The 19,761-nt window shown below is 71.2% G+C and carries 31 protein-coding genes; 27 read left to right on the top strand and 4 right to left on the bottom strand.

The window, feature by feature from the left end:
* Genes FIP57_RS07090 through FIP57_RS07075 form a run of 4 tightly spaced genes read right to left on the bottom strand, consistent with a single transcriptional unit; the run spans position 1 to position 3,968 of the window.
* On the bottom strand, positions 1 to 999 hold the full coding sequence (locus tag FIP57_RS07090; protein ID WP_148572823.1) for an AAA family ATPase: 999 nt from the start codon (positions 997 to 999) through the stop codon (positions 1 to 3).
* Positions 996 to 2,132, bottom strand: a complete 1,137-nt coding sequence (locus tag FIP57_RS07085; RefSeq protein ID WP_148572822.1) for a DUF4350 domain-containing protein — start codon at positions 2,130 to 2,132, stop codon at positions 996 to 998. Before FIP57_RS07085 ends, FIP57_RS07090 begins: the two co-directional genes overlap by 4 nt.
* Positions 2,129 to 2,779: a DUF4129 domain-containing protein gene (locus tag FIP57_RS07080; protein ID WP_148572821.1), complete on the bottom strand. Its 651-nt coding sequence runs from the start codon at positions 2,777 to 2,779 to the stop codon at positions 2,129 to 2,131. The genes FIP57_RS07085 and FIP57_RS07080 overlap by 4 nt, the downstream gene beginning before the upstream one ends.
* 1 nt (position 2,780) lies before the next feature.
* Positions 2,781 to 3,968, bottom strand: a complete 1,188-nt coding sequence (locus FIP57_RS07075; RefSeq protein WP_148572820.1) for a DUF7847 domain-containing protein — start codon at positions 3,966 to 3,968, stop codon at positions 2,781 to 2,783.
* A gap of 348 nt (positions 3,969 to 4,316) precedes the next feature.
* On the opposite strand from FIP57_RS07075, the gene rpsJ reads away from it, so the two are divergent.
* The 27 genes from rpsJ to FIP57_RS06940 all read left to right on the top strand — a co-directional run bounded on the left by rpsJ (position 4,317) and on the right by FIP57_RS06940 (position 19,725).
* Positions 4,317 to 4,625, top strand: coding sequence for a 30S ribosomal protein S10 (gene rpsJ / locus FIP57_RS07070; protein ID WP_148572819.1), 309 nt, complete (start codon positions 4,317 to 4,319; stop codon positions 4,623 to 4,625).
* Positions 4,626 to 4,636: 11 nt separating this feature from the next.
* Complete coding sequence (gene rplC, locus FIP57_RS07065; protein WP_148572818.1) at positions 4,637 to 5,296, top strand: 50S ribosomal protein L3; 660 nt, start codon at positions 4,637 to 4,639, stop codon at positions 5,294 to 5,296.
* A complete protein-coding gene (rplD, locus tag FIP57_RS07060; protein ID WP_148572817.1) occupies positions 5,293 to 5,955 on the top strand; it encodes a 50S ribosomal protein L4 in 663 nt (220 codons plus the stop codon). Before rplC ends, rplD begins: the two co-directional genes overlap by 4 nt.
* Entirely contained in the window at positions 5,952 to 6,257 is a 306-nt protein-coding gene (rplW, locus tag FIP57_RS07055) for a 50S ribosomal protein L23 (protein ID WP_148572816.1), read from the top strand. Before rplD ends, rplW begins: the two co-directional genes overlap by 4 nt.
* Positions 6,258 to 6,292: 35 nt before the next feature.
* Positions 6,293 to 7,126 (top strand): 50S ribosomal protein L2, encoded by an 834-nt coding sequence (gene rplB / locus FIP57_RS07050; protein ID WP_148572815.1) that lies wholly within the window; start codon positions 6,293 to 6,295, stop codon positions 7,124 to 7,126.
* Positions 7,127 to 7,187: 61 nt separating this feature from the next.
* Complete coding sequence (gene rpsS / locus FIP57_RS07045) at positions 7,188 to 7,469, top strand: 30S ribosomal protein S19 (RefSeq protein WP_148572814.1); 282 nt, start codon at positions 7,188 to 7,190, stop codon at positions 7,467 to 7,469.
* Positions 7,470 to 7,499: 30 nt separating this feature from the next.
* Positions 7,500 to 7,928 (top strand): 50S ribosomal protein L22, encoded by a 429-nt coding sequence (gene rplV, locus FIP57_RS07040; RefSeq protein WP_148572813.1) that lies wholly within the window; start codon positions 7,500 to 7,502, stop codon positions 7,926 to 7,928.
* The gene (gene rpsC / locus FIP57_RS07035) at positions 7,928 to 8,767 is read left to right on the top strand and encodes a 30S ribosomal protein S3 (protein ID WP_148572812.1); all 840 of its coding nucleotides are present in this window, start codon (positions 7,928 to 7,930) and stop codon (positions 8,765 to 8,767) included. The genes rplV and rpsC overlap by 1 nt, the downstream gene beginning before the upstream one ends.
* Positions 8,768 to 8,770: 3 nt before the next feature.
* The gene (rplP, locus tag FIP57_RS07030; RefSeq protein ID WP_148572811.1) at positions 8,771 to 9,190 is read left to right on the top strand and encodes a 50S ribosomal protein L16; all 420 of its coding nucleotides are present in this window, start codon (positions 8,771 to 8,773) and stop codon (positions 9,188 to 9,190) included.
* The gene (gene rpmC / locus FIP57_RS07025) at positions 9,190 to 9,429 is read left to right on the top strand and encodes a 50S ribosomal protein L29 (RefSeq protein ID WP_148572810.1); all 240 of its coding nucleotides are present in this window, start codon (positions 9,190 to 9,192) and stop codon (positions 9,427 to 9,429) included. Before rplP ends, rpmC begins: the two co-directional genes overlap by 1 nt.
* Positions 9,426 to 9,722, top strand: coding sequence for a 30S ribosomal protein S17 (rpsQ, locus tag FIP57_RS07020; protein ID WP_148572809.1), 297 nt, complete (start codon positions 9,426 to 9,428; stop codon positions 9,720 to 9,722). Before rpmC ends, rpsQ begins: the two co-directional genes overlap by 4 nt.
* 86 nt (positions 9,723 to 9,808) lie before the next feature.
* Positions 9,809 to 10,177 carry a 50S ribosomal protein L14 gene (gene rplN, locus FIP57_RS07015; RefSeq protein ID WP_028660618.1) on the top strand — a complete coding sequence of 123 codons (369 nt, stop codon included), beginning with the start codon at positions 9,809 to 9,811 and terminating at the stop codon, positions 10,175 to 10,177.
* A 3-nt stretch (positions 10,178 to 10,180) separates the two neighbouring features.
* Entirely contained in the window at positions 10,181 to 10,555 is a 375-nt protein-coding gene (gene rplX / locus FIP57_RS07010) for a 50S ribosomal protein L24 (protein ID WP_238993339.1), read from the top strand.
* A gap of 2 nt (positions 10,556 to 10,557) precedes the next feature.
* Positions 10,558 to 11,133 carry a 50S ribosomal protein L5 gene (gene rplE / locus FIP57_RS07005; protein WP_148572808.1) on the top strand — a complete coding sequence of 192 codons (576 nt, stop codon included), beginning with the start codon at positions 10,558 to 10,560 and terminating at the stop codon, positions 11,131 to 11,133.
* A gap of 1 nt (position 11,134) precedes the next feature.
* On the top strand, positions 11,135 to 11,320 hold the full coding sequence (locus tag FIP57_RS07000; protein ID WP_148572807.1) for a type Z 30S ribosomal protein S14: 186 nt from the start codon (positions 11,135 to 11,137) through the stop codon (positions 11,318 to 11,320).
* A gap of 108 nt (positions 11,321 to 11,428) precedes the next feature.
* Complete coding sequence (gene rpsH, locus FIP57_RS06995; RefSeq protein ID WP_148572806.1) at positions 11,429 to 11,836, top strand: 30S ribosomal protein S8; 408 nt, start codon at positions 11,429 to 11,431, stop codon at positions 11,834 to 11,836.
* Between the two features lie 25 nt (positions 11,837 to 11,861).
* Positions 11,862 to 12,404, top strand: coding sequence for a 50S ribosomal protein L6 (gene rplF, locus FIP57_RS06990; protein ID WP_148572805.1), 543 nt, complete (start codon positions 11,862 to 11,864; stop codon positions 12,402 to 12,404).
* A 2-nt stretch (positions 12,405 to 12,406) separates the two neighbouring features.
* Positions 12,407 to 12,790 (top strand): 50S ribosomal protein L18, encoded by a 384-nt coding sequence (rplR, locus tag FIP57_RS06985; RefSeq protein WP_148573047.1) that lies wholly within the window; start codon positions 12,407 to 12,409, stop codon positions 12,788 to 12,790.
* A 49-nt stretch (positions 12,791 to 12,839) separates the two neighbouring features.
* Complete coding sequence (rpsE, locus tag FIP57_RS06980) at positions 12,840 to 13,430, top strand: 30S ribosomal protein S5 (protein WP_148572804.1); 591 nt, start codon at positions 12,840 to 12,842, stop codon at positions 13,428 to 13,430.
* Positions 13,430 to 13,618, top strand: coding sequence for a 50S ribosomal protein L30 (rpmD, locus tag FIP57_RS06975; RefSeq protein ID WP_420846682.1), 189 nt, complete (start codon positions 13,430 to 13,432; stop codon positions 13,616 to 13,618). Before rpsE ends, rpmD begins: the two co-directional genes overlap by 1 nt.
* Position 13,619: 1 nt before the next feature.
* Positions 13,620 to 14,060: a 50S ribosomal protein L15 gene (gene rplO, locus FIP57_RS06970; protein WP_148572803.1), complete on the top strand. Its 441-nt coding sequence runs from the start codon at positions 13,620 to 13,622 to the stop codon at positions 14,058 to 14,060.
* 149 nt (positions 14,061 to 14,209) lie between these two features.
* Positions 14,210 to 15,508, top strand: a complete 1,299-nt coding sequence (gene secY, locus FIP57_RS06965; RefSeq protein ID WP_148572802.1) for a preprotein translocase subunit SecY — start codon at positions 14,210 to 14,212, stop codon at positions 15,506 to 15,508.
* Positions 15,508 to 16,077 (top strand): adenylate kinase, encoded by a 570-nt coding sequence (locus FIP57_RS06960; RefSeq protein ID WP_148572801.1) that lies wholly within the window; start codon positions 15,508 to 15,510, stop codon positions 16,075 to 16,077. Before secY ends, FIP57_RS06960 begins: the two co-directional genes overlap by 1 nt.
* A gap of 28 nt (positions 16,078 to 16,105) precedes the next feature.
* On the top strand, positions 16,106 to 16,936 hold the full coding sequence (gene map / locus FIP57_RS06955) for a type I methionyl aminopeptidase (RefSeq protein WP_148572800.1): 831 nt from the start codon (positions 16,106 to 16,108) through the stop codon (positions 16,934 to 16,936).
* Between the two features lie 9 nt (positions 16,937 to 16,945).
* The gene (locus FIP57_RS06950; protein ID WP_148572799.1) at positions 16,946 to 18,325 is read left to right on the top strand and encodes a cystathionine beta-synthase; all 1,380 of its coding nucleotides are present in this window, start codon (positions 16,946 to 16,948) and stop codon (positions 18,323 to 18,325) included.
* A 3-nt stretch (positions 18,326 to 18,328) separates the two neighbouring features.
* On the top strand, positions 18,329 to 19,105 hold the full coding sequence (locus tag FIP57_RS06945) for a sulfite exporter TauE/SafE family protein (protein ID WP_148572798.1): 777 nt from the start codon (positions 18,329 to 18,331) through the stop codon (positions 19,103 to 19,105).
* Positions 19,102 to 19,725 carry a YigZ family protein gene (locus FIP57_RS06940; RefSeq protein WP_148572797.1) on the top strand — a complete coding sequence of 208 codons (624 nt, stop codon included), beginning with the start codon at positions 19,102 to 19,104 and terminating at the stop codon, positions 19,723 to 19,725. The genes FIP57_RS06945 and FIP57_RS06940 overlap by 4 nt, the downstream gene beginning before the upstream one ends.
* Positions 19,726 to 19,761: the final 36 nt, after the last annotated feature.

The following is a 19,761-nucleotide window of genomic DNA, read 5'->3' as shown; positions in this document are numbered from 1 at the left end:
TCAGCCGGCCTGCGCCACCGGGACCGGCACGGACTCGACCGCGGCGTGCAGCACCCGCGCGACCTCGACCCCCTCGAGCTCGGCCGCCGGCTGGAGGCTGATCCGGTGGGCCAGCGTCGCCTGCGCCAGCGCCTTGACGTCGTCGGGGGTGACGAAGTCGCGGCCGTTGAGCCACGCCCAGGCGCGGCTGGTGCGGAGCAGGGCCGTCGCGCCACGCGGGCTCACCCCGAGGTTGACCGATGGCGAGACCCGCGTGGCGCGGGCGATGTCGACGACGTAGCCGCACACCGCCGGCTCCGCCCGGACGCCGCGCACCGCCTGCACGGCGGCCCGCAGGTGGCCGGCCGACGCGACCGGTCGCACGCCGGTCTCGGCCAGCGAGCGCGGGTCGAAGCCGGTCGCGTGGCGCTGGACGATCTCGACCTCCTCGTCGCGGCCGGGCACCGGCAGGGTCACCTTGAGCAGGAACCGGTCGAGCTGCGCCTCGGGCAGCGGGTAGGTGCCCTGGTACTCCACCGGGTTCTGCGTCGCCGCCACCAGGAACGGGTCGGGGAGCCGGTGGGTCACCCCGTCGACCGAGACCTGCCGCTCCTCCATCGCCTCGAGCAGCGCCGACTGGGTCTTCGGCGGCGTCCGGTTGATCTCGTCGGCGAGCAGCAGGTTGGTGAACACCGGGCCCTGCCGGAAGTGCAGGTCGCCCTGCCGGGCGTCGTACATCATCGAGCCGGTGAGGTCGCCGGGCATCAGGTCCGAGGTGAACTGCACCCGCTTGGAGTCGACGTCGAGGGCCGCGGCGAGGGTGCGGACCAGCAGCGTCTTGGCGACGCCCGGCACGCCCTCCATCAGCACGTGGCCCTCGCTGACCAGCGCGACCAGGAGCCCGGCGACGGCGGCGTCCTGGCCGACCACGGCCTTGGCCACCTCCGCGCGGACCTGCTGCAGGGCCTGCTGGGCCTCCTGGGGGCTGACGGTGGTGTGGTTCTCGTCGGTGGCTGTCATCGCGGGTCAGTCTCCTGCATCCGTTCGAGGTCGGCGAGGTCGCGGGCGAGCCGCACCAGCGCCGCGTCGTCCCGGACCTCCCGGGCGACGAGCACGTCGTGGAGCCGCTCGGCGGGCTGGCCGGTCCGGTCGGCCAAGGTGCGCACGAGGGTCTCGGGGGTCGTGCCGCGCGTCAGCCCCAGCGTGGCGGTGAGCCGGCGCCGGCTGCCACGGCGCAGCGCCTCCGCGGCGTGCCGCTGGTCGCGCACCCGGCGGTAGAGCCGCCCGCGGCTCTCGGCGGTCTCCGCCGAGCGCACCACGACCGGCAGCGGCTCCGTCACCAGCGGACCGAGCCGCCGGCCCCTCCAGAGCACCAACGCGACGGTCGAGAGGGCGAGCACCACGAGTGCCGGCACGAACCCGTCGGGGACCACGCCGGTGTCGGGTGCCTCGTCGGCGGCCGAGAGGTCGGCGGGGTCGGGGACGTACCAGACCAGCCGCTCGTGGCCGCCGAGCAGCCGCAGGGCCAGCGCCGCGTTGTCCGTCTGCGTGACCTCCTCGTTCGCCAGCACGTCCCCGGCGCCGAGGACGGTGACCCCGCCGGCGTCCGGGAGGAGGAAGGCGGCGTCGTCGCCGGTCGGGAAGCACCCCTCGGCCCCGCCGGTCGACCCGTAGCCCCAGCCCTCGGTGACGGTCAGGGTGAGGTCGCCGACGAGGTCGTCGCCGCACGCCGCGTCGTGCCGGCCCGACGCGTCGATCACCACCAGCCGGGCGGGGAGCGGCCACTGCGCCAGGAGGTACGGCGTCGGCTGCACCAGCACCACCTCGCCTGCGTCCGCCGCCTGCTCGCGGAGCGTCTCGACGGTCGAGGTGCCGAGCAAGGCGGTGGAGGTGACCACCAGCGTCGTGGCGCCGTCCACCTCGGCGTCGACCAGGGCCTCCTGGTCGTCGGCGACCTCGACGTCGACGCCCTGGTCGTCGAGCACCTCGGCGACCGCCCTGGCGCCGTTGGGGTCCGGGTTCTCCGGGTGCAGGTCGTCGGTCGGGTGGGCGCGCCCGGGTGCCAGCACGGCGACGAGCGCGCCCGCCGCGAGGAGCAGGACGACCAGCACGACGGTCCCGCGTCGCGAGCCCTGGGCGGCCGGGGCGCTCACCGGGGGACCGCCGGTCCGGTCGGGCGGCCGGTCTCGGCGAAGGACAGCGGCCGGGTCCTGCGCACGTCGGTCTCGAGCTGGAGGGCGGCGGCGCTCTGCAGCGCCCCGACCCGTCGCCGGCCGTAGACCACCGCGTCGAACAGGTCGGCGTGGTCGCGCAGCCGGTCACCGTGGTCGGGGAAGCGGACGGCCACCAGCTCCAGCACCTCGTGCGTGGTGCGGCCCGGCGCGTCGTCGAGGAGGTCGCGCTCCACGGCCCGGCGTACCAGCGCGCGCACCGCGGTCGCCACGGCGCGCTCGTGGTCGCCCGCGGCGGCAGCGGCTTCGGCGTCCCGACGCAGCTCGTCGGCGCCGGCCCCGCGGTCGTCGAGCACGCCGCCGGGGGCGTTCGCGCCGGCCCCGCGGTCCCGCCGCACCCGGGGGAGCGTCAAGCCCAGCACGACGAGCAGCCCGACGACGAGGAGCACGATCGCGAACGTCGGCGCTGCGCCGATGTCGACGACCTGGTCGGTCAGCTCGTCCCACCGCTCGTCGAGCCAGGCCCAGAACCGCTCGATCGGCGAGCGTTGGTACTCCTGCTCCGCGAGCTCGCGGCGCAGGAGCTCGCGGGCGTCGTCGGGCTCCGGCCGGAGGGTGGACAGCGGCACGTCAGCGCAGGTGGTGGGTCGGGGGCAGGGCTCCGGACGCCGAGATCAGCTCGATGTCGAACCCCTCCTTGCGGATCCGCTGGTCGACGTACTGCAGGGCGACGACGGCCGCGGTGAACGGGGTGGTCAGTGCCTGGGTGAGCACGAGCCCCACGTAGGTCGCCAGCACGTAGACCAGCCCGGCCCACGCCTCGGGGACGAAGAGGCCGCCCACCACGGCCAGGATGCTGAACGGCATCGCGAGCATGCTGCCGGCGACCCCCACCACCAGCGTGGTCAGCAGGTAGATGCCGAACGTGCGCCAGAACTGGTGCGCGGTCAGCCGGTAGGAGCGGCGCATCGAGGCCACCACCCCCAGCCGCTCGAGGACGAGGGCGGGCGGGGCGAGGAGGAAGAAGCGCACCTGGAGCCAGACGATCGCGACCACGGCCGCGGGGACGGCGACGAACCCCGCCACCACGGCCGCGACCGTGCCCCCGGTGACCCCCGCGGCCACGATCACCGCGACGGCCGCGGCGACGACCAGCAGGACCACCAGCAGCGAGAGCAGCATCACCCCCACCAGCCGGAGCAGCCGGCCGCGGACCGCGGTCCACGCCTGGCCGAACGAGGTGCGCCGGCCGAGCACCGCCTCGGCGACGACGTGCACGACGAGCCCGGTCAGCATCAGCCCCGCGACGAGGGCGAGCAGGTTGCCGACGTACGACATCACGATCGCGGCGATGCCCTGCGTCGGGTCCTGCTCCTCGGTGGTGGCCGAGAAGCTGTCGGCGTCGAACGGCCCGGAGAGGTCGCCGGCGGCCGCCATCAGCACGCTCACCAGGCTCGGGAGCAGCAGGAAACCGGTGACCAGCACGATCGCCATCCCGAGCATCACCCGCGGGTTCTGGCGGATCGCCTTGAACGCCCCGTCGTACAGGTCGCCGAGCCGCAGCGGCCGCAGCGCGACGATGCCGGGCTTGTGCACCGGCGCCCACGTCGGCGGGCCACCCCACGGCTGGCCCGGTTGCTGGGCCGGTTGGTGGGCCGGTTGCTGGCCCGGGTGCTGGACCCACTGGCCCGGCGGCGGGCCGGGCGGCGCACCCCACTGGTGGCTCGGAGGAGCGGCGGCCGGCGGCGGCGTGCTGCCCGGCGCGGTGAGGGGCGGGTACGGCGGGTTCGTCGACTGGTCCGGGTGGTGCTCGGACATCGCCCTCCTCGGCCGGCTGGGTCGGGTGCCGAGCATCTCACGGCGTCGGAGCCCGGGGCTTCCGGCCCGATTTGATCTGCATCCGGGCGTCTGCCAAGATGTACAGGTTGCTCGGCGGGGCCGCCGGGGTTTGCGTGCACATTGACTGCTGAATCGGTGTTCCGAGTTCGTGGCAGTTCTGTGTGCCGCGACCGCACCGTGAGGCTCAGCTCGATCCGGCGTCGTGCCGGGTACCAACTCCAACATCGCAGAAGGCGTGTGCTGCGGCACGTGCTGGTCAGGGCGACACGCCCGACCGCGGGGGTCGGAGCTTGGGGAGCAGTCAACGACGAGGAGTAAGGACGGCTGATGGCGGGACAGAAGATCCGCATCAGGCTCAAGGCCTATGACCACGAGGTGATCGACACCTCGGCGCGCAAGATCGTCGACACCGTGACGCGCACCGGCGCCAAGGTCGCCGGCCCTGTGCCCCTTCCGACGGAGAAGAACGTCTTCGTCGTCATCCGCTCGCCGCACAAGTACAAGGACAGCCGCGAGCACTTCGAGATGCGCACCCACAAGCGCCTCATCGACATCATCGACCCCACGCCGAAGACGGTGGACTCGCTCATGCGGCTCGACCTCCCTGCCGGCGTCGACATCGAGATCAAGCTCTGAGGTCCCAAGAGATGACTATCGAACGCAACGTCAAGGGGTTGCTCGGCCGCAAGGTCGGGATGACCCAGACCTGGGACGAGAACAACCGCGTCATCCCGGTCACCGTCGTCGCGGCCGGCACCAACGTCGTCACCCAGGTGCGGAGCCCGGAGAAGGACGGCTACAACGCCGTCCAGATCGGCTTCGGCGAGATCGAGGGCCGCAAGGTCAACAAGCCGCAGGCGGGCCACTTCGCCACCGCGGGTGTGACCCCCCGCCGCCACCTCGCCGAGATCCGCACCGCCGACGCCGGCTCCTACACCGTGGGCCAGGAGCTCTCCCCGGAGCTCTTCGCGGCGGGCGAGGTCGTCGACATCGTCGGCACCAGCAAGGGCAAGGGGTTCGCCGGTGTGATGAAGCGCCACGGCTTCGCGGGTGTCTCCGCGTCGCACGGTGCGCACCGCAACCACCGCAAGCCCGGCTCCATCGGTGGCTGCTCGACCCCCGGTCGGGTGTTCAAGGGGCTGCGGATGGCCGGCCAGATGGGCGGCGTGACCGTCACGACCCAGAACGTCACCGTCCACGCCGTCGACGCCGAGAAGGGGCTCGTCCTCCTCAAGGGCGCCGTCCCCGGCCCGAAGGGTGGCCTCGTGGTCATCCGGAGCGCCGCGAAGAAGGGTGAGGCCAAGTGAGCACGCGAGTGAACGTCGACCTGCCCGCCGAGATCTTCGACGTCCAGGTCAACATCCCCCTGATCCACCAGGTGGTCGTGGCCCAGCAGGCCGCCGCCCGCCAGGGCACGCACGCCACCAAGACCCGCGGCGAGGTCCGCGGCGGTGGCAAGAAGCCCTACAAGCAGAAGGGCACCGGCCGCGCCCGCCAGGGCTCGACCCGCGCGCCGCAGTTCGCCGGCGGTGGCACCGTCCACGGTCCGCAGCCGCGCAGCTACGACCAGCGCACCCCGAAGAAGATGAAGGCCGCCGCGCTCCGTGGCGCCCTCTCCGACCGGGCCCGCTCCGGCCGCGTCCACGTGGTCGACGGGCTCGTCGAGGGCGACGCGCCGTCGACGAAGGCCGCGCTCAAGGCGCTCACCGGCATCGTCGAGGGCCGCAGGGCGCTCGTGGTGCTCGAGCGGGGCGACGAGCTGACCTGGCTCTCGCTGCGCAACGAACAGAGCGTGCACCTGCTCGCGGTCGACCAGCTCAACACCTACGACGTGCTGGTCAACGACGACGTGGTCTTCACCCAGGCCGCCTACGACGCGTTCGTGGCCGGCCGGCCGAGCGGCAAGTCCGTCAAGGCGACCGCCACCGAGTCCGAGGCTGCTGCCAGCGAGGAGGCTGCCCAGTGAGCACCTTTCACAAGGACCACCGCGACGTGCTGATCGCGCCGGTCGTCAGCGAGAAGAGCTACGGCCTGCTCGACGTCAACAAGTACACCTTCCTGGTGCACCCGGACGCCAACAAGACCGAGATCAAGATCGCGGTCGAGAAGGTGTTCAACGTCAAGGTCACCTCCGTCAACACGCTCAACCGGCCTGGCAAGACCCGCCGCACCCGGTTCGGCATCGGCAAGCGCGCCAACACCAAGCGGGCGATCGTCAGCCTGGCCGAGGGGCAGCGGATCGACATCTTCGGGGGTCCGGTCTCCTGACCGGGCTGACGAGGGCTATCGAGGACTGAGAAGACATGGCAATCCGTAAGTACAAGCCGACCACGCCGGGCCGTCGCGGCTCGTCGGTCGCCGACTTCGTCGAGGTCACCCGGACCACGCCGGAGAAGTCGCTGACCAAGCCGCTCCCGAAGAAGGGTGGCCGCAACAACCAGGGCCGGATCACCACCCGGCACCAGGGCGGTGGCCACAAGCGCGCCTACCGGATCATCGACTTCCGTCGCTACGACAAGGACGGCGTGCCGGCCAAGGTCGCGGAGATCGAGTACGACCCGAACCGCACCGCGCGCATCGCGCTGCTGCACTACGCCGACGGCGAGAAGCGCTACATCATCGCGCCGAAGGACCTGCGGCAGGGGATGACGGTCGAGGCCGGCGTCCGGGCCGACATCAAGCCGGGCAACAACCTGCCGCTGCGCAACATCCCCGTCGGCACGACGATCCACTGCGTGGAGCTCCGCCCCGGGGGCGGCGCGAAGATCGCCCGCTCGGCGGGGAACTCCGCCCAGCTCGTCGCCCGCGAGGGGAGCCGCGCGACGCTGCGCATGCCCTCGGGCGAGATGCGGTTCGTCGACGTCCGGTGCCGCGCGACGATCGGCGAGGTCGGCAACGCCGAGCAGTCCAACATCAACTGGGGCAAGGCGGGCCGCATGCGCTGGAAGGGCAAGCGCCCGACCGTCCGCGGTGTCGTCATGAACCCGGTCGACCACCCGCACGGTGGTGGTGAGGGCAAGACCTCGGGTGGTCGCCACCCGGTGTCGCCGTGGGGCAAGCCGGAGGGGCGCACCCGCCGGAGCAAGGCCTCGGACTCCCAGATCATCCGTCGCCGCAAGACCGGCAAGCGTCGCTGACCATTCGATTTGATTCGAGAGCGTCGGCTTCGCCGCCACGCTGCCGAAAGGACTGACCCAGATGCCTCGCAGCCTGAAGAAGGGCCCCTTCGTGGACGGCCACCTCATCAAGAAGGTGGAGGTCCAGAACGACAAGGGCACCCACAACGTGATCAAGACGTGGTCGCGCCGCTCGATGATCGTGCCCGAGATGATCGGCCACACCATCGCCGTGCACGACGGCCGCAAGCACGTGCCGGTGTTCGTGACCGACGCGATGGTCGGGCACAAGCTCGGCGAGTTCGCGCCCACCCGCACCTACCGCGGTCACGTCAAGGACGACCGGAAGAGCCGCCGCCGCTGACGCGGTCGGCCGATCGGAGACGAGAGATTCATGAGCACAATGGAGCGTAGGCAGGTGAGCGCCCGCCGCGAGAGCCTGCTGGGCGACGAGCCCGGCGCTTTCGCCAGCGCCCGCTTCGTCCGCATCACGCCCCAGAAGGCCCGCCGGGTCGTCGACATGGTGCGTGGGCAGGACGTCCAGGACGCCCTCGACCTGCTGCAGTTCGCGCCGCAGGCCGCGTCGGAGACCGTCTACAAGGTCCTCGCGAGCGCGGTCGCCAACGCGACCGGCACCGAGGGGCTCGACGCCGGCACGCTGGTCGTCAGCAAGGCGATGGTCGACGAGGGCCCGACGATGAAGCGGTGGCGTGCGCGCGCCCAGGGCCGCGCCTCCCGCATCAACAAGCGGACGAGCCACATCACCCTCGTGGTGCAGCCGCGCACGGCCGTCGACACCGAGAAGAAGGGCAGGAAGGCCTGATGGGTCAGAAGATCCACCCGAACGGTTTCCGCCTCGGCATCTCCACCGATCACAAGAGCCGGTGGTACGCCGACAAGCTCTACAAGAGCTACGTCGGTGAGGACGTGGCGATCCGCCGCCTGCTCAGCAAGGGCATGGAGCGGGCCGGCATCTCCAAGGTCGAGATCGAGCGCACCCGCGACCGCGTCCGCGTGGACATCCACACGGCGCGTCCCGGCATCGTCATCGGTCGCCGTGGCGCCGAGGCCGACCGCATCCGCGGCGAGCTGGAGAAGCTCACCGGCAAGCAGGTGCAGCTGAACATCCTCGAGGTGAAGAACCCCGAGATCGACGCGCAGCTGGTCGCCCAGGGTGTCGCCGAGCAGCTCTCCGGCCGTGTCGCCTTCCGGCGCGCGATGCGCAAGGCGATCCAGACCTCGATGCGCTCCGGCGCCAAGGGAGTCCGGATCCAGTGCTCGGGCCGCCTCGGTGGCGCCGAGATGTCGCGCTCGGAGTTCTACCGCGAGGGCCGCGTGCCCCTGCACACGCTCCGTGCGGACATCGACTACGGCTTCTACGAGGCCCGGACCACCTTCGGCCGCATCGGCGTGAAGGTCTGGATCTACAAGGGCGAGGTCGCCGGCACCCGCGCCGAGCGCGAGGCGCAGGCCGCCGCGCGCGCCGGTGCCCCGGGTCGCGGGCGTCCGTCCCGCGGCGGCGACCGTCCCACCCGTGGCTCCCGTGGCGACCGGCCGACCCGTTCGGCCCGCGCCGAGGGTGCTGCCGAGACCACCACCGAGGCCCCGGCCACCGCTCCGGCGGAGGCCGCGGCCCCGACGACCACCCCGACGGAGGGCTGAGCCGTGTTGATGCCCCGCAGGGTCAAGCACCGCAAGCAGCACCACCCGAAGCGGACCGGTGCCGCCAAGGGCGGGACCAGCCTCGCTTTCGGCGACTTCGGCATCCAGGCGGTCGAGGGTCACTACGTGACCAACCGCCAGATCGAGTCGGCGCGTATCGCGATGACCCGTCACATCAAGCGTGGCGGCAAGGTGTGGATCAACATCTACCCCGACCGCCCGTTGACCAAGAAGCCGGCCGAGACCCGCATGGGTTCCGGCAAGGGCTCGCCCGAGTGGTGGGTCGCGAACGTCAAGCCCGGTCGGGTGATGTTCGAGCTGTCCGGTGTCCCCGAGGACGTCGCCCGCGAGGCGATGCGTCGGGCGATGCACAAGCTGCCGATGAAGTGCCGCTTCGTCGTGCGAGAGGCTGGTGAGATCTGATGGCCGCGACGACCAAGGCCCACGAGCTCGACGAGATGACCAACGCCGACCTCGAGACCCGGCTGCGGGAGGCGAAGGAGGAGCTGTTCAACCTCCGGTTCCAGTCCGCCACCGGCCAGCTCGAGAACCACGGCCGTCTGCGGACGGTCAAGCGCGACATCGCCCGGATCTACACCGTGGTCCGGGAACGCGAGCTGGGGATCCGCCAGGCCCCCGGCACGGAGGGCAGTGACGCATGAGCGAGGGAAGCACCGACGTGAGCAGCACCGAGACGACCGGGACCCGCGCGAGCCGCAAGGTCCGCGAGGGGCTCGTGGTCAGCGACAAGATGGACAAGACCGTGGTCGTCCTCGTCGAGGACCGCGTGAAGCACGCGCTCTACGGCAAGGTCATGCGGCGCACCAGCAAGCTCAAGGCGCACGACGAGCAGAACCAGTGCGGCGTCGGCGACCGGGTCCAGATCATGGAGACCCGTCCGCTGTCGGCCACCAAGCGCTGGCGCGTCGTCGAGATCCTCGAGAAGGCCAAGTAACCGCCTTCCCACCGGGAAGGCCGCAAACGACGAGTTCCACCAGGCTCCGCCCCCGGGCGGAGAACCGGTGAGACCAGGAGAAGACAGTGATCCAGCAGGAGTCGCGACTCAAGGTCGCCGACAACACCGGTGCGAAGGAGATCCTCTGCATCCGGGTGCTCGGTGGCTCGGGTCGCCGCTACGCCGGCATCGGGGACACGATCGTCGCGACCGTCAAGGACGCGATCCCCGGCGGCAACGTCAAGAAGGGTGACGTCGTCAAGGCGGTCGTCGTCCGCACCGTGAAGGAGCGGCGTCGTCCGGACGGCTCGTACATCCGCTTCGACGAGAACGCCGCGGTGATCCTCAAGAACGACGGCGAGCCCCGTGGCACCCGCATCTTCGGGCCCGTCGGCCGGGAGCTGCGCGAGAAGAAGTTCATGCGGATCATCTCGCTCGCGCCGGAGGTGCTCTGAACCATGGCTGAGAAGAAGCGCAACAGCGTGAACATCAAGAAGGGCGACACCGTCAAGGTGATCGCCGGCAAGGACAAGGGCGTTGAGGGCAAGGTCATCCAGGTGCTCCGCGAGGAGGACCGCGTGATCGTCGAGGGCGTCAACCTCGTCAAGCGCCACACCAAGGTCCTCCAGCAGGGCGGTCGCGCCGGGAACACCGGCGGGATCATCACCTCGGAGGCCCCCGTGCACGTCTCGAACGTGATGCTCGTCGAGGGTGGCAAGACCACCCGCGTCGGGTTCAAGCGTGTCGAGGTCGAGAAGCGCCGGGCCGACGGCTCGTCGTACACCGCACAGCGCAGCGTCCGCGTCTCGCGCGCGTCCGGTGAGGAGATCTGAGAATGACTGACACCGCCACCGAGACCCGGCAGCTGCCGCGGCTGAAGCAGCGTTACCGCGAGGAGATCCTCCCGGCGCTGCACCAGCAGTTCGGCTACGCCAACGTCATGCAGGTGCCCGGCCTGACCAAGATCGTGGTCAACATGGGCGTCGGTGAGGCCGCCCGCGACTCGAAGCTGATCGAGGGTGCCGTGCGTGACCTCACGGTCATCACCGGCCAGAAGCCGCAGGTCACCCGGGCCCGCAAGTCCATCGCGCAGTTCAAGCTCCGCGAGGGGATGCCGATCGGCGCGCACGTCACGCTGCGCGGCGACCGGATGTGGGAGTTCCTCGACCGGCTGCTGACCCTGGCGCTGCCCCGGATCCGCGACTTCCGCGGCCTCTCCGACCGGCAGTTCGACGGTCGTGGCAACTACACCTTCGGTCTCACCGAGCAGGTCATGTTCCACGAGATCGACCAGGACAAGATCGACCGGTCGCGGGGCATGGACATCACCGTGGTGACCACCGCGACCAACGACGACGAGGGCCGCGCGCTGCTCAAGCAGCTCGGCTTCCCGTTCAAGGAGGGCAACTGAGATGGCGAAGACCGCGCTGAAGGTCAAGGCCGCCCGCAAGCCGAAGTTCGCTGTCCGGGCTTACACCCGGTGCCAGCGTTGCGGCCGGCCCAAGGCCGTCTACCGCAAGTTCGGCCTCTGCCGGATCTGCCTGCGGGACATGGCGCACCGGGGCGAGCTGCCCGGCGTGACCAAGTCCTCCTGGTGACCTCCACCCCGACCACTGGTGGTCCCGGGCGCTCCGAGCGCCCGTCAGACCGCACGGACGCCGCAGGTCCCTCACGGGAAACCACGGCGAGAAGGAACTGACACTGTCATGACGATGACCGACCCGATCGCAGACATGCTCACGCGTCTGCGCAACGCCAACCAGGCGTACCACGACTCGGTGACGATGCCGCACAGCAAGCTGAAGGCCGGCGTCGCCGACATCCTCCAGCAGGAGGGCTACATCACCGGCTACGACGTGGACGACGCCCCCGAGGGGCAGGTCGGCAAGGTGCTGACCATCACCCTCAAGTACGGCCAGAACCGGGAGCGCTCGATCGCCGGCATCCGCCGCATCAGCAAGCCCGGTCTGCGCGTGTACGCCAAGCACACGTCCCTGCCCAAGGTCCTCGGTGGCCTCGGCATCGCGATCATCTCGACGAGCCAGGGGCTGCTGACCGACCGACAGGCGAACCAGAAGGGCGTGGGCGGCGAAGTCCTCGCCTACGTCTGGTGACCAGGACCGAGAGGAAGAACTAGGCATGTCGCGCATCGGCAAGCTCCCCGTCCCGGTCCCGTCCGGTGTCGAGGTCACGCTCGACGACCGCCACGTGACGGTGAAGGGCCCCAAGGGGACCCTCAGCCACACGGTCGCGGCCCCCATCACGGTGGCCCGCGACGAGGACGGCGCCGTCACGGTGACCCGGCCCGACGACGAGCGCGAGTCGCGCTCGCTGCACGGGCTGACCCGCACGCTCATCGCCAACATGGTGACCGGCGTGACGCAGGGGTACGAGAAGAAGCTCGAGATCGTGGGCGTGGGTTACCGCGTCCTGTCCAAGGGGCCCACCCAGCTGGAGTTCCAGCTCGGTTACTCCCACCCGATCGTGTTCGACGCCCCCGAGGGCATCACGTTCACGGTGGAGGGCCCGACGAAGTTCGGCGTCGCCGGCATCGACAAGCAGCTGGTCGGCGAGGTCGCGGCCAAGATCCGCAAGCTGCGCAAGCCCGAGCCCTACAAGGGCAAGGGTGTGCGCTACGCGGGCGAGGTCGTGCGCCGCAAGGTCGGAAAGGCTGGTAAGTGACCATGGCGATCGCACTCAAGCAGCGCAAGCACACCACCGGGCGCGCCGCGTCCCGCCTGCGTCGCCAGGTCCGGGGCCGCAAGCGCATCGCGGGCACCCCGGAGCGTCCGCGGCTGGTGGTCACCCGCTCGGCGAAGCACATCACCGCGCAGGTCGTCGACGACGACGCGGGCCGCACGCTGGCCTACGCGTCGACGATGGAGGCCGAGCTCCGCTCGGTCGAGGGCGACAAGTCGGCCAAGGCCAAGCGCGTCGGCGAGCTGGTCGCCGAGCGTGCGAAGGCGGCGGGCGTCGAGGGCGTGGTCTTCGACCGCGCCGGGAACAAGTACCACGGCCGCGTCGCGGCCCTCGCCGACGGTGCCCGCGAGGGCGGGCTCGCGTTCTGATCGCCCGACGATCGCAGCAGAGCAGACCAGAGAGAGAAGGTAGTTCGACATGAGCGGACCCCAGCGCCGTACCGGTGGGGGCGACCGTCGCGGTCGCGACGACCGTCGCGGCCAGGCAGCGGACAAGACCGCCTACATCGAGCGGGTCGTCGCGATCAACCGTGTCGCCAAGGTCGTCAAGGGTGGTCGTCGCTTCAGCTTCACCGCCCTCGTGATCGTCGGCGACGGTGACGGCATGGTCGGCGTCGGCTACGGGAAGGCCAAGGAGGTGCCGGCCGCGATCGCCAAGGGCGTCGAGGAGGCCAAGAAGCACTTCTTCCGCGTCCCCCGCGTCCAGGGCACGATCCCGCACCCCGTCCAGGGCGAGAAGGCTGCCGGCGTGGTGCTCCTGCGCCCGGCCGCTCCCGGTACCGGTGTGATCGCCGGTGGCCCGGTGCGCGCCGTGCTCGAGTGCGCCGGCATCCACGACGTGCTGAGCAAGTCGCTCGGCTCGTCGAACCAGATCAACATCGTGCACGCCACCGTCGAGGCCCTGAAGGGGCTCGAGGAGCCGGAGGCCGTGGCCGCGCGCCGTGGCCTCTCCGTCGAGGACGTCGCCCCGGCGGCGCTGCTGAAGGCGCGGGCGGAGGTGTCGTCCTGATGGCGATCAAGGTCACCCAGCACAGGTCGACGATCGGCTGCAAGCAGAACCAGCGCGACACCCTGCGCTCGCTCGGGCTGAAGCGGATCGGCGACGTGGTCGTCAAGGAGGACCGTCCCGAGATCCGGGGCATGGTCCACACCGTCCGTCACCTCGTGACGGTCGAAGAGGTAGAGGGAGGTGCCTGACATGTCGCTGAAGCTGCACCACCTGCGGCCGGCTCCGGGCGCGAAGACCGCCAAGACCCGTGTGGGTCGCGGTGAGGGCTCCAAGGGCAAGACCGCCGGTCGCGGTACCAAGGGCACCGGCGCCCGCAAGAACGTCTCCCCGGCGTTCGAGGGCGGTCAGATGCCGCTGCACATGCGGCTGCCCAAGCTGAAGGGGTTCAAGAACCCGTTCAAGGTGGAGTACCAGGTCGTCAACCTCGACCGGATCAACGAGCTGTTCCCCGAGGGCGGCACGGTCGCCCCGGTCGACCTGGCCGCGAAGGGCGCCGTGCGCGCCGGTCGCCCGGTCAAGGTGCTCGGCAACGGCGAGATCTCCGCGGCCGTCCAGGTGAGCGCGCACGCGTTCTCCGGCTCGGCCAAGGAGAAGATCGCCGCCGCCGGCGGCTCGACCACCGAGATCTGACCACCTCACAGGGGCCCGACCGTTCCACGTCGCACGCTGCGGCGGTGGGCGGGCGGGCCCCTGTTAGGCTTCCGGGGGCCTGAGGGCCCCGAGGCCGGCCCCGGTCACGAGGCGGCGCCACGGCGCCGTCGGAGCAGAAAGAGGGACCCTTGCTAGGCGCATTCGTCAACGCGTTCCGTACGCCGGACCTGCGTCGCAAGCTGCTGTTCGTGCTCGCGATCATCGTGATCTTCCGGCTGGGCTCGCAGCTGCCGTCGCCCGGCGTCAACGTCTCGAACGTCCGCGAGTGCGTGGCGCAGCTCGAGAGCAACAGCGGCGTCTACGGGCTGATCAACCTGTTCTCCGGCGGAGCGCTGCTCCAGCTGACCGTGTTCGCGCTCGGGATCATGCCCTACATCACCGCCAGCATCATCCTGCAGCTGCTGGTCGTGGTGATCCCTCGGCTCGAGGCCCTCAAGAAGGAGGGCCAGGCCGGCCAGGCGAAGATCACGCAGTACACCCGCTACCTGACGCTCGCCCTCGCGATCCTCCAGGCGACCGGCATCGTCGCGCTCGCCCGCGGCGGCCAGCTGCTCCAGGGGTGCACGCTCCCGCTGCTCTACGACGACGGCGTCCAGACGATGCTGACGATGGTCATCACGATGACCGCCGGCACCGCGATCATCATGTGGTTCGGCGAGCTCATCACCGACCGCGGCATCGGCAACGGCATGTCGATCCTGATCTTCACCCAGGTCGTCGCGACCTTCCCCTCGGCGCTGTGGCAGCTGAAGGAGGAGCGCGGCTGGGACGTCTTCGGCATGGTGCTGGTCATCGGCATGGTGATCATCGCCGTGGTCATCTTCATGGAGCAGGGGCAGCGGCGGATCCCCGTGCAGTACGCCCGGCGGATGGTCGGCCGGCGGATGTACGGCGGGAGCTCGACGTACATCCCGCTGAAGGTGAACCAGGCCGGCATCATCCCGGTCATCTTCGCCTCGAGCCTGCTCTACCTCCCGGCGCTGGCGACCCAGTTCGACCAGGACCAGAGCAGCTCGGTCGCCCAGTGGATCCAGGCCCACCTGGTCTCCGGGGACCACCCGATCTACATGGCGGTCTACTTCGCCATGATCATCTTCTTCACCTACTTCTACGTCGCGATCACCTTCAACCCCCAGGAGGTCGCGGACAACATGAAGAAGTACGGCGGCTTCATCCCTGGGATCCGGGCCGGGAAGCCGACCGAGGAGTACCTCAGCTACGTCCTCTCCCGCATCACCGCCCCGGGAGCGACGTACCTCGGCCTGATCGCGCTGATCCCGCTGATCGCGCTCGCGCTGGTCAATGCCAACCAGAACTTCCCGTTCGGCGGCACCTCGATCCTGATCATGGTGGGCGTCGCCCTCGACACGGTGAAGCAGATCGAGAGCCAGCTCCAGCAGCGCAACTACGAAGGGTTCCTCCGCTAATGCGCCTCCTGCTGATGGGTCCGCCGGGCGCGGGCAAGGGCACCCAGGCGAAGGTCGTCTCGCAGAAGTTCGGGATCCCCGCGATCTCGACCGGGGACATCTTCCGCATGAACGTCGCGAACAAGACCGAGCTCGGCGTCGAGGCACAGCGCTACATGGACGCCGGTGAGTACGTCCCCGACTCGGTGACCAACGCGATGGTCCGCGACCGGCTCGGCGAGGAGGACGCCAAGGCGGGGTTCCTGCTCGACGGCTACCCGCGCACCCTCGCCCAGGTCGAGGAGCTCGACACGATCCTCCGCGAGTACGGCTACGAGCTCGACGCGGTGGTCGCGTTGACCGCCGACGAGGACGAGCTCGTCGCCCGGCTGCTCAAGCGGGCGCAGATCGAGGGGCGCAGCGACGACACCGAGGAGGTCGTCCGGCGCCGCCAGCAGCTCTACACCGAGCAGACCGCGCCGCTGCTCGACGTCTACCGGGAGCGCGGCCTCCTCGTCGACGTCGACGGGATCGGCGACGTCGAGGCGGTCACCGGCCGGATCCTCGAGGGGCTGGGCAAGGCCGGCTGAGCCGGCCCCACCGCGCCCTGCCACGACCGTGTTCCGCGACCGGGGCGTCGAGTACAAGACGCCTGAGCAGATCGAGCTGATGCGGGCCGCCGGGCTCGTCGTCGGCCGCACCCTGGAGCTGCTGCGCGCCACCGTGCGCCCAGGGCTCACCACCGCGGAGCTCGACCGGGTCGCTGAGGACCACATCCGCTCCAGCGGCGCGACCCCGTCGTTCCTCGGCTACGGCGAGCCGCCCTTCCCGGCGACGATCTGCGTCTCGGTCAACGACGAGATCGTCCACGGCATCCCCGGGAGCCGCGTCCTCGCCGAGGGCGACCTGGTCTCGATCGACTGCGGGGCGATCGTCGAGGGGTGGCACGGCGACGCGGCGGTGACCGTCCCGGTCGGCGAAGTCACCCCGGAGGCCAGCAAGCTGCTCCGCGTGACCGAGGAGGCGCTCTGGAAGGGGCTGGCTGCCGCCCGCCCCGGCGGGCGGCTCGGTGACGTCTCGGCCTCCGTGGAGGAACACGTCCGCGGCCAGGGGCCGTTCGGGCTGGTCGAGGAGTACACCGGCCACGGCATCGGCACCGCGATGCACCAGCCTCCCGACGTGCCCAACCTCGGGCGCCGGGGCCGCGGGCTCCGGATCACCCCGGGGCTGGTGATCGCCGTCGAGCCCATGGTGACCGCAGGGTCGCCACGCAACCACCTCCTCGACGACGAGTGGACGGTCGCCACCGACGACGGCCGGCTCGCCGCGCACTTCGAGCACACGGTGGCCGTGACCGAGCGCGGCCCGTGGGTGCTCACCGCCCTGGACGGCGGCGAGGCGCTGCTCGGGCCGGGCTGGGGCGGACCTCCGCGACCCGACGCTGTCTAGACTCGCGGCGTGGACTACGTCGAGTCGATGCTGGACCTTGTCGGCAACACCCCGTTGGTACGGCTCGGCCGGGTGGTGCACCCTGACGGCCCCCTGGTGCTGGCGAAGGTGGAGTACCTCAACCCCGGCGGTTCGGTGAAGGACCGCATCGCCGTCCGGATGGTCGAGGCCGCCGAGGAGTCGGGGGCGCTGAAGCCGGGCGGCACGATCGTGGAGCCGACCTCCGGCAACACCGGCGTCGGCCTCGCCCTGGTCGCGCAGGCGAAGGGGTACCGCTGCGTCTTCGTCTGCCCGGACAAGGTCAGCGAGGACAAGCGCAACGTCCTCAAGGCGTACGGCGCCGAGGTGGTCGTCTGCCCCACGGCGGTCGCCCCCGAGCACCCGGACAGCTACTACTCGGTCTCCGACCGGCTGGTGCAGGAGATCGACGGCGCCTGGAAGCCCGATCAGTACTCCAACGAGCACAACCCCCGCTCGCACTACGAGGACACCGGACCGGAGATCTGGCGGCAGACCGAGGGCCGGATCACCCACTTCGTCACCGGCATGGGCACCGGCGGCACGATCAGCGGCGTCGGCAGGTTCCTCAAGGAGCAGGGCACCGGGGTCCAGGTGGTCGGGGCGGACCCGGCCGGCTCGGTCTACAGCGGCGGCACGGGCCGCCCGTACCTCGTCGAAGGGGTGGGCGAGGACTTCTGGCCGACGACCTACGACGGCTCCGTGGTCGACCGGGTGATCGAGGTCTCCGACGGCGACTCGTTCACGATGACCCGCCGCCTCGCCCGGGAGGAGGGGCTGCTGGTCGGCGGGTCGAGCGGGATGGCGGCGTTCGCCGCGGCCCAGCTGGCCGGCGAGCTCGCCGGGACCCCGGAGGGCAAGGACGCGGTCGTCGTCGTGCTGCTCCCGGACTCCGGCCGCGGCTACCTGACGAAGGTCTTCAACGACGAGTGGCTGGCCCGCTTCGGCTTCCTGCCGGCGAGCCCGGGGCGGACGGTCGGCGAGGTGCTGCGCGGCAAGGACGGCCGGCTGCCCGACCTGGTGCACACGCACCCCCACGAGACGGTCGCGGAGGCGGTGCAGATCCTCAAGGAGTACGGCGTCTCGCAGATGCCCGTGGTCCGCGCCGAGCCGCCCGTCGTGGCCGCCGAGGTCGCCGGCTCGGTGTCGGACAAGGTCCTCCTCGACCTGCTGTTCCGCAGCGAGGCGCGGCTGAGCGATCTCGTCGAGGCGCACATGGGCGAGCCGTTCCCGACGATCGGCTCCACCGAGCCGGTCGAGCGGGCGGTCGAGGCGCTCGAGGGCGCCGACGCCCTGCTGGTGCAGGAGGACGGCAAGCCGGTCGGCGTGCTCACCCGGCAGGACCTGCTCGCGTTCCTCGCCCGCGACTAGCGGTTGGACCCCTCGCTCGAGGTCCTCGCGCTGCTCGTCCTGGCGGCGCTGTTCGCGGGCTTCGTCGACGCCGTGGTCGGGGGCGGCGGGCTGGTGCTCCTCCCGGCGCTGGTGCTCGGGCTGCCCGGGGCGGAACCGGTGCAGGTGCTGGCGACGAACAAGCTCGCCTCGGTGTGCGGCACGACGACCAGCTCGATCACCTACTACCGGCGGGTGAAGCCCGACGCCCGGACGTTCCTGCCGCTGATGGTGCTCGCCTTCGCCGGGTCGCTGCTGGGCGCCTTCGCCGCCTCCCACATCCCGCGCTCGGCGTTCGACCCGCTGGTGCTGGTCGTCCTGGTGCTCGTCGGCGGCTACGTGCTGCTCCGGCCCGCGATCGGTGACGTGACCACGCTGCGGTTCTCCGGCCACCGGCACACCGCGGTGGCGATGGCGGCGGGGTTCGTGATCGGCGGCTACGACGGCGCGATCGGCCCCGGCACCGGCTCCTTCTTCGTGTTCGCGCTGGTCGGGCTGCTCGGCTACTCGTTCCTCGAGGCGTCGGCGAAGGCCAAGATGGCGAACTGGGCCACCAACCTCGCGGCACTCGTCGTCTTCGTCCCGCAGGACGCCGTGCTGTGGCGGACCGGGCTGGTGGTCGGTGCGGCGAACCTCGTCGGCTCCTACGTCGGCGCGCGGACGGCGGTGGCCCGGGGCGGAGGGTTCGTGCGGGTCTTCTTCCTGCTCGTGGTGACGGGGTTCGTGGTGCGGCTCGGCGGTCAGGTCCTGGGGGTCTGGTGAGCGTGACGTCGTACTTCGTGCCCGCGCGGACGGCCGAGGCGGAGATCGAGGTCAAGCGCTCGCGGTTCCTCTGCCGCGTCGAGCGGGTGGCGACCGAGGAGGCCGCGCGCGCCGTGGTCGAGGCGGCCCGCCGGCAGCACTGGGACGCCCGCCACCACTGCTCGGCGTTCGTGCTCGGCCCCACCGGCACCGTCGCCCGCTCCGCCGACGACGGCGAGCCCGCCGGCACCGCCGGGGCGCCGATGCTCGAGGTGCTCCGCGGGGCGGGGGTGAGCGACGCGGTCGTGGTGGTCACCCGGTGGTTCGGCGGGGTGCTGCTCGGGGCCGGCGGGCTGGTCCGCGCGTACGGCGAGGCGGTGCGCGAGGGGCTCGCGGCCGCCGGCACCCGCGAGCAGCGGCTGCTCGAGCTGGTGGTGCTCGAGGTCGGCCACGCCGAGGCCGGTCGGGTCGAGAACGACCTGCGCAGCCGCGGCGTCGTGGTGCGCGACGTCGCCTACGGTCCGTCGGTGACCATGGTGCTGGCCGCTCCTCCGGGCGCGCCGCTCGACGGTGTGGTGGCCGAGGCGACCGGCGGGAACGGCGTGCTGCGGCCCGCCGGGACGGAGTGGGTCGACCGCTGAGGGGGTTTCCCGACGGGACGACGGGGTAGGAGCCGC

The sequence above is a fragment of the Nocardioides caldifontis genome, assembly GCF_008087345.1.
Classification (GTDB): domain Bacteria; phylum Actinomycetota; class Actinomycetes; order Propionibacteriales; family Nocardioidaceae; genus Marmoricola_A; species Marmoricola_A caldifontis.
Note: the sequence above shows the minus strand (reverse complement) of the source record. Positions and strands in the feature narration are given on the sequence as shown.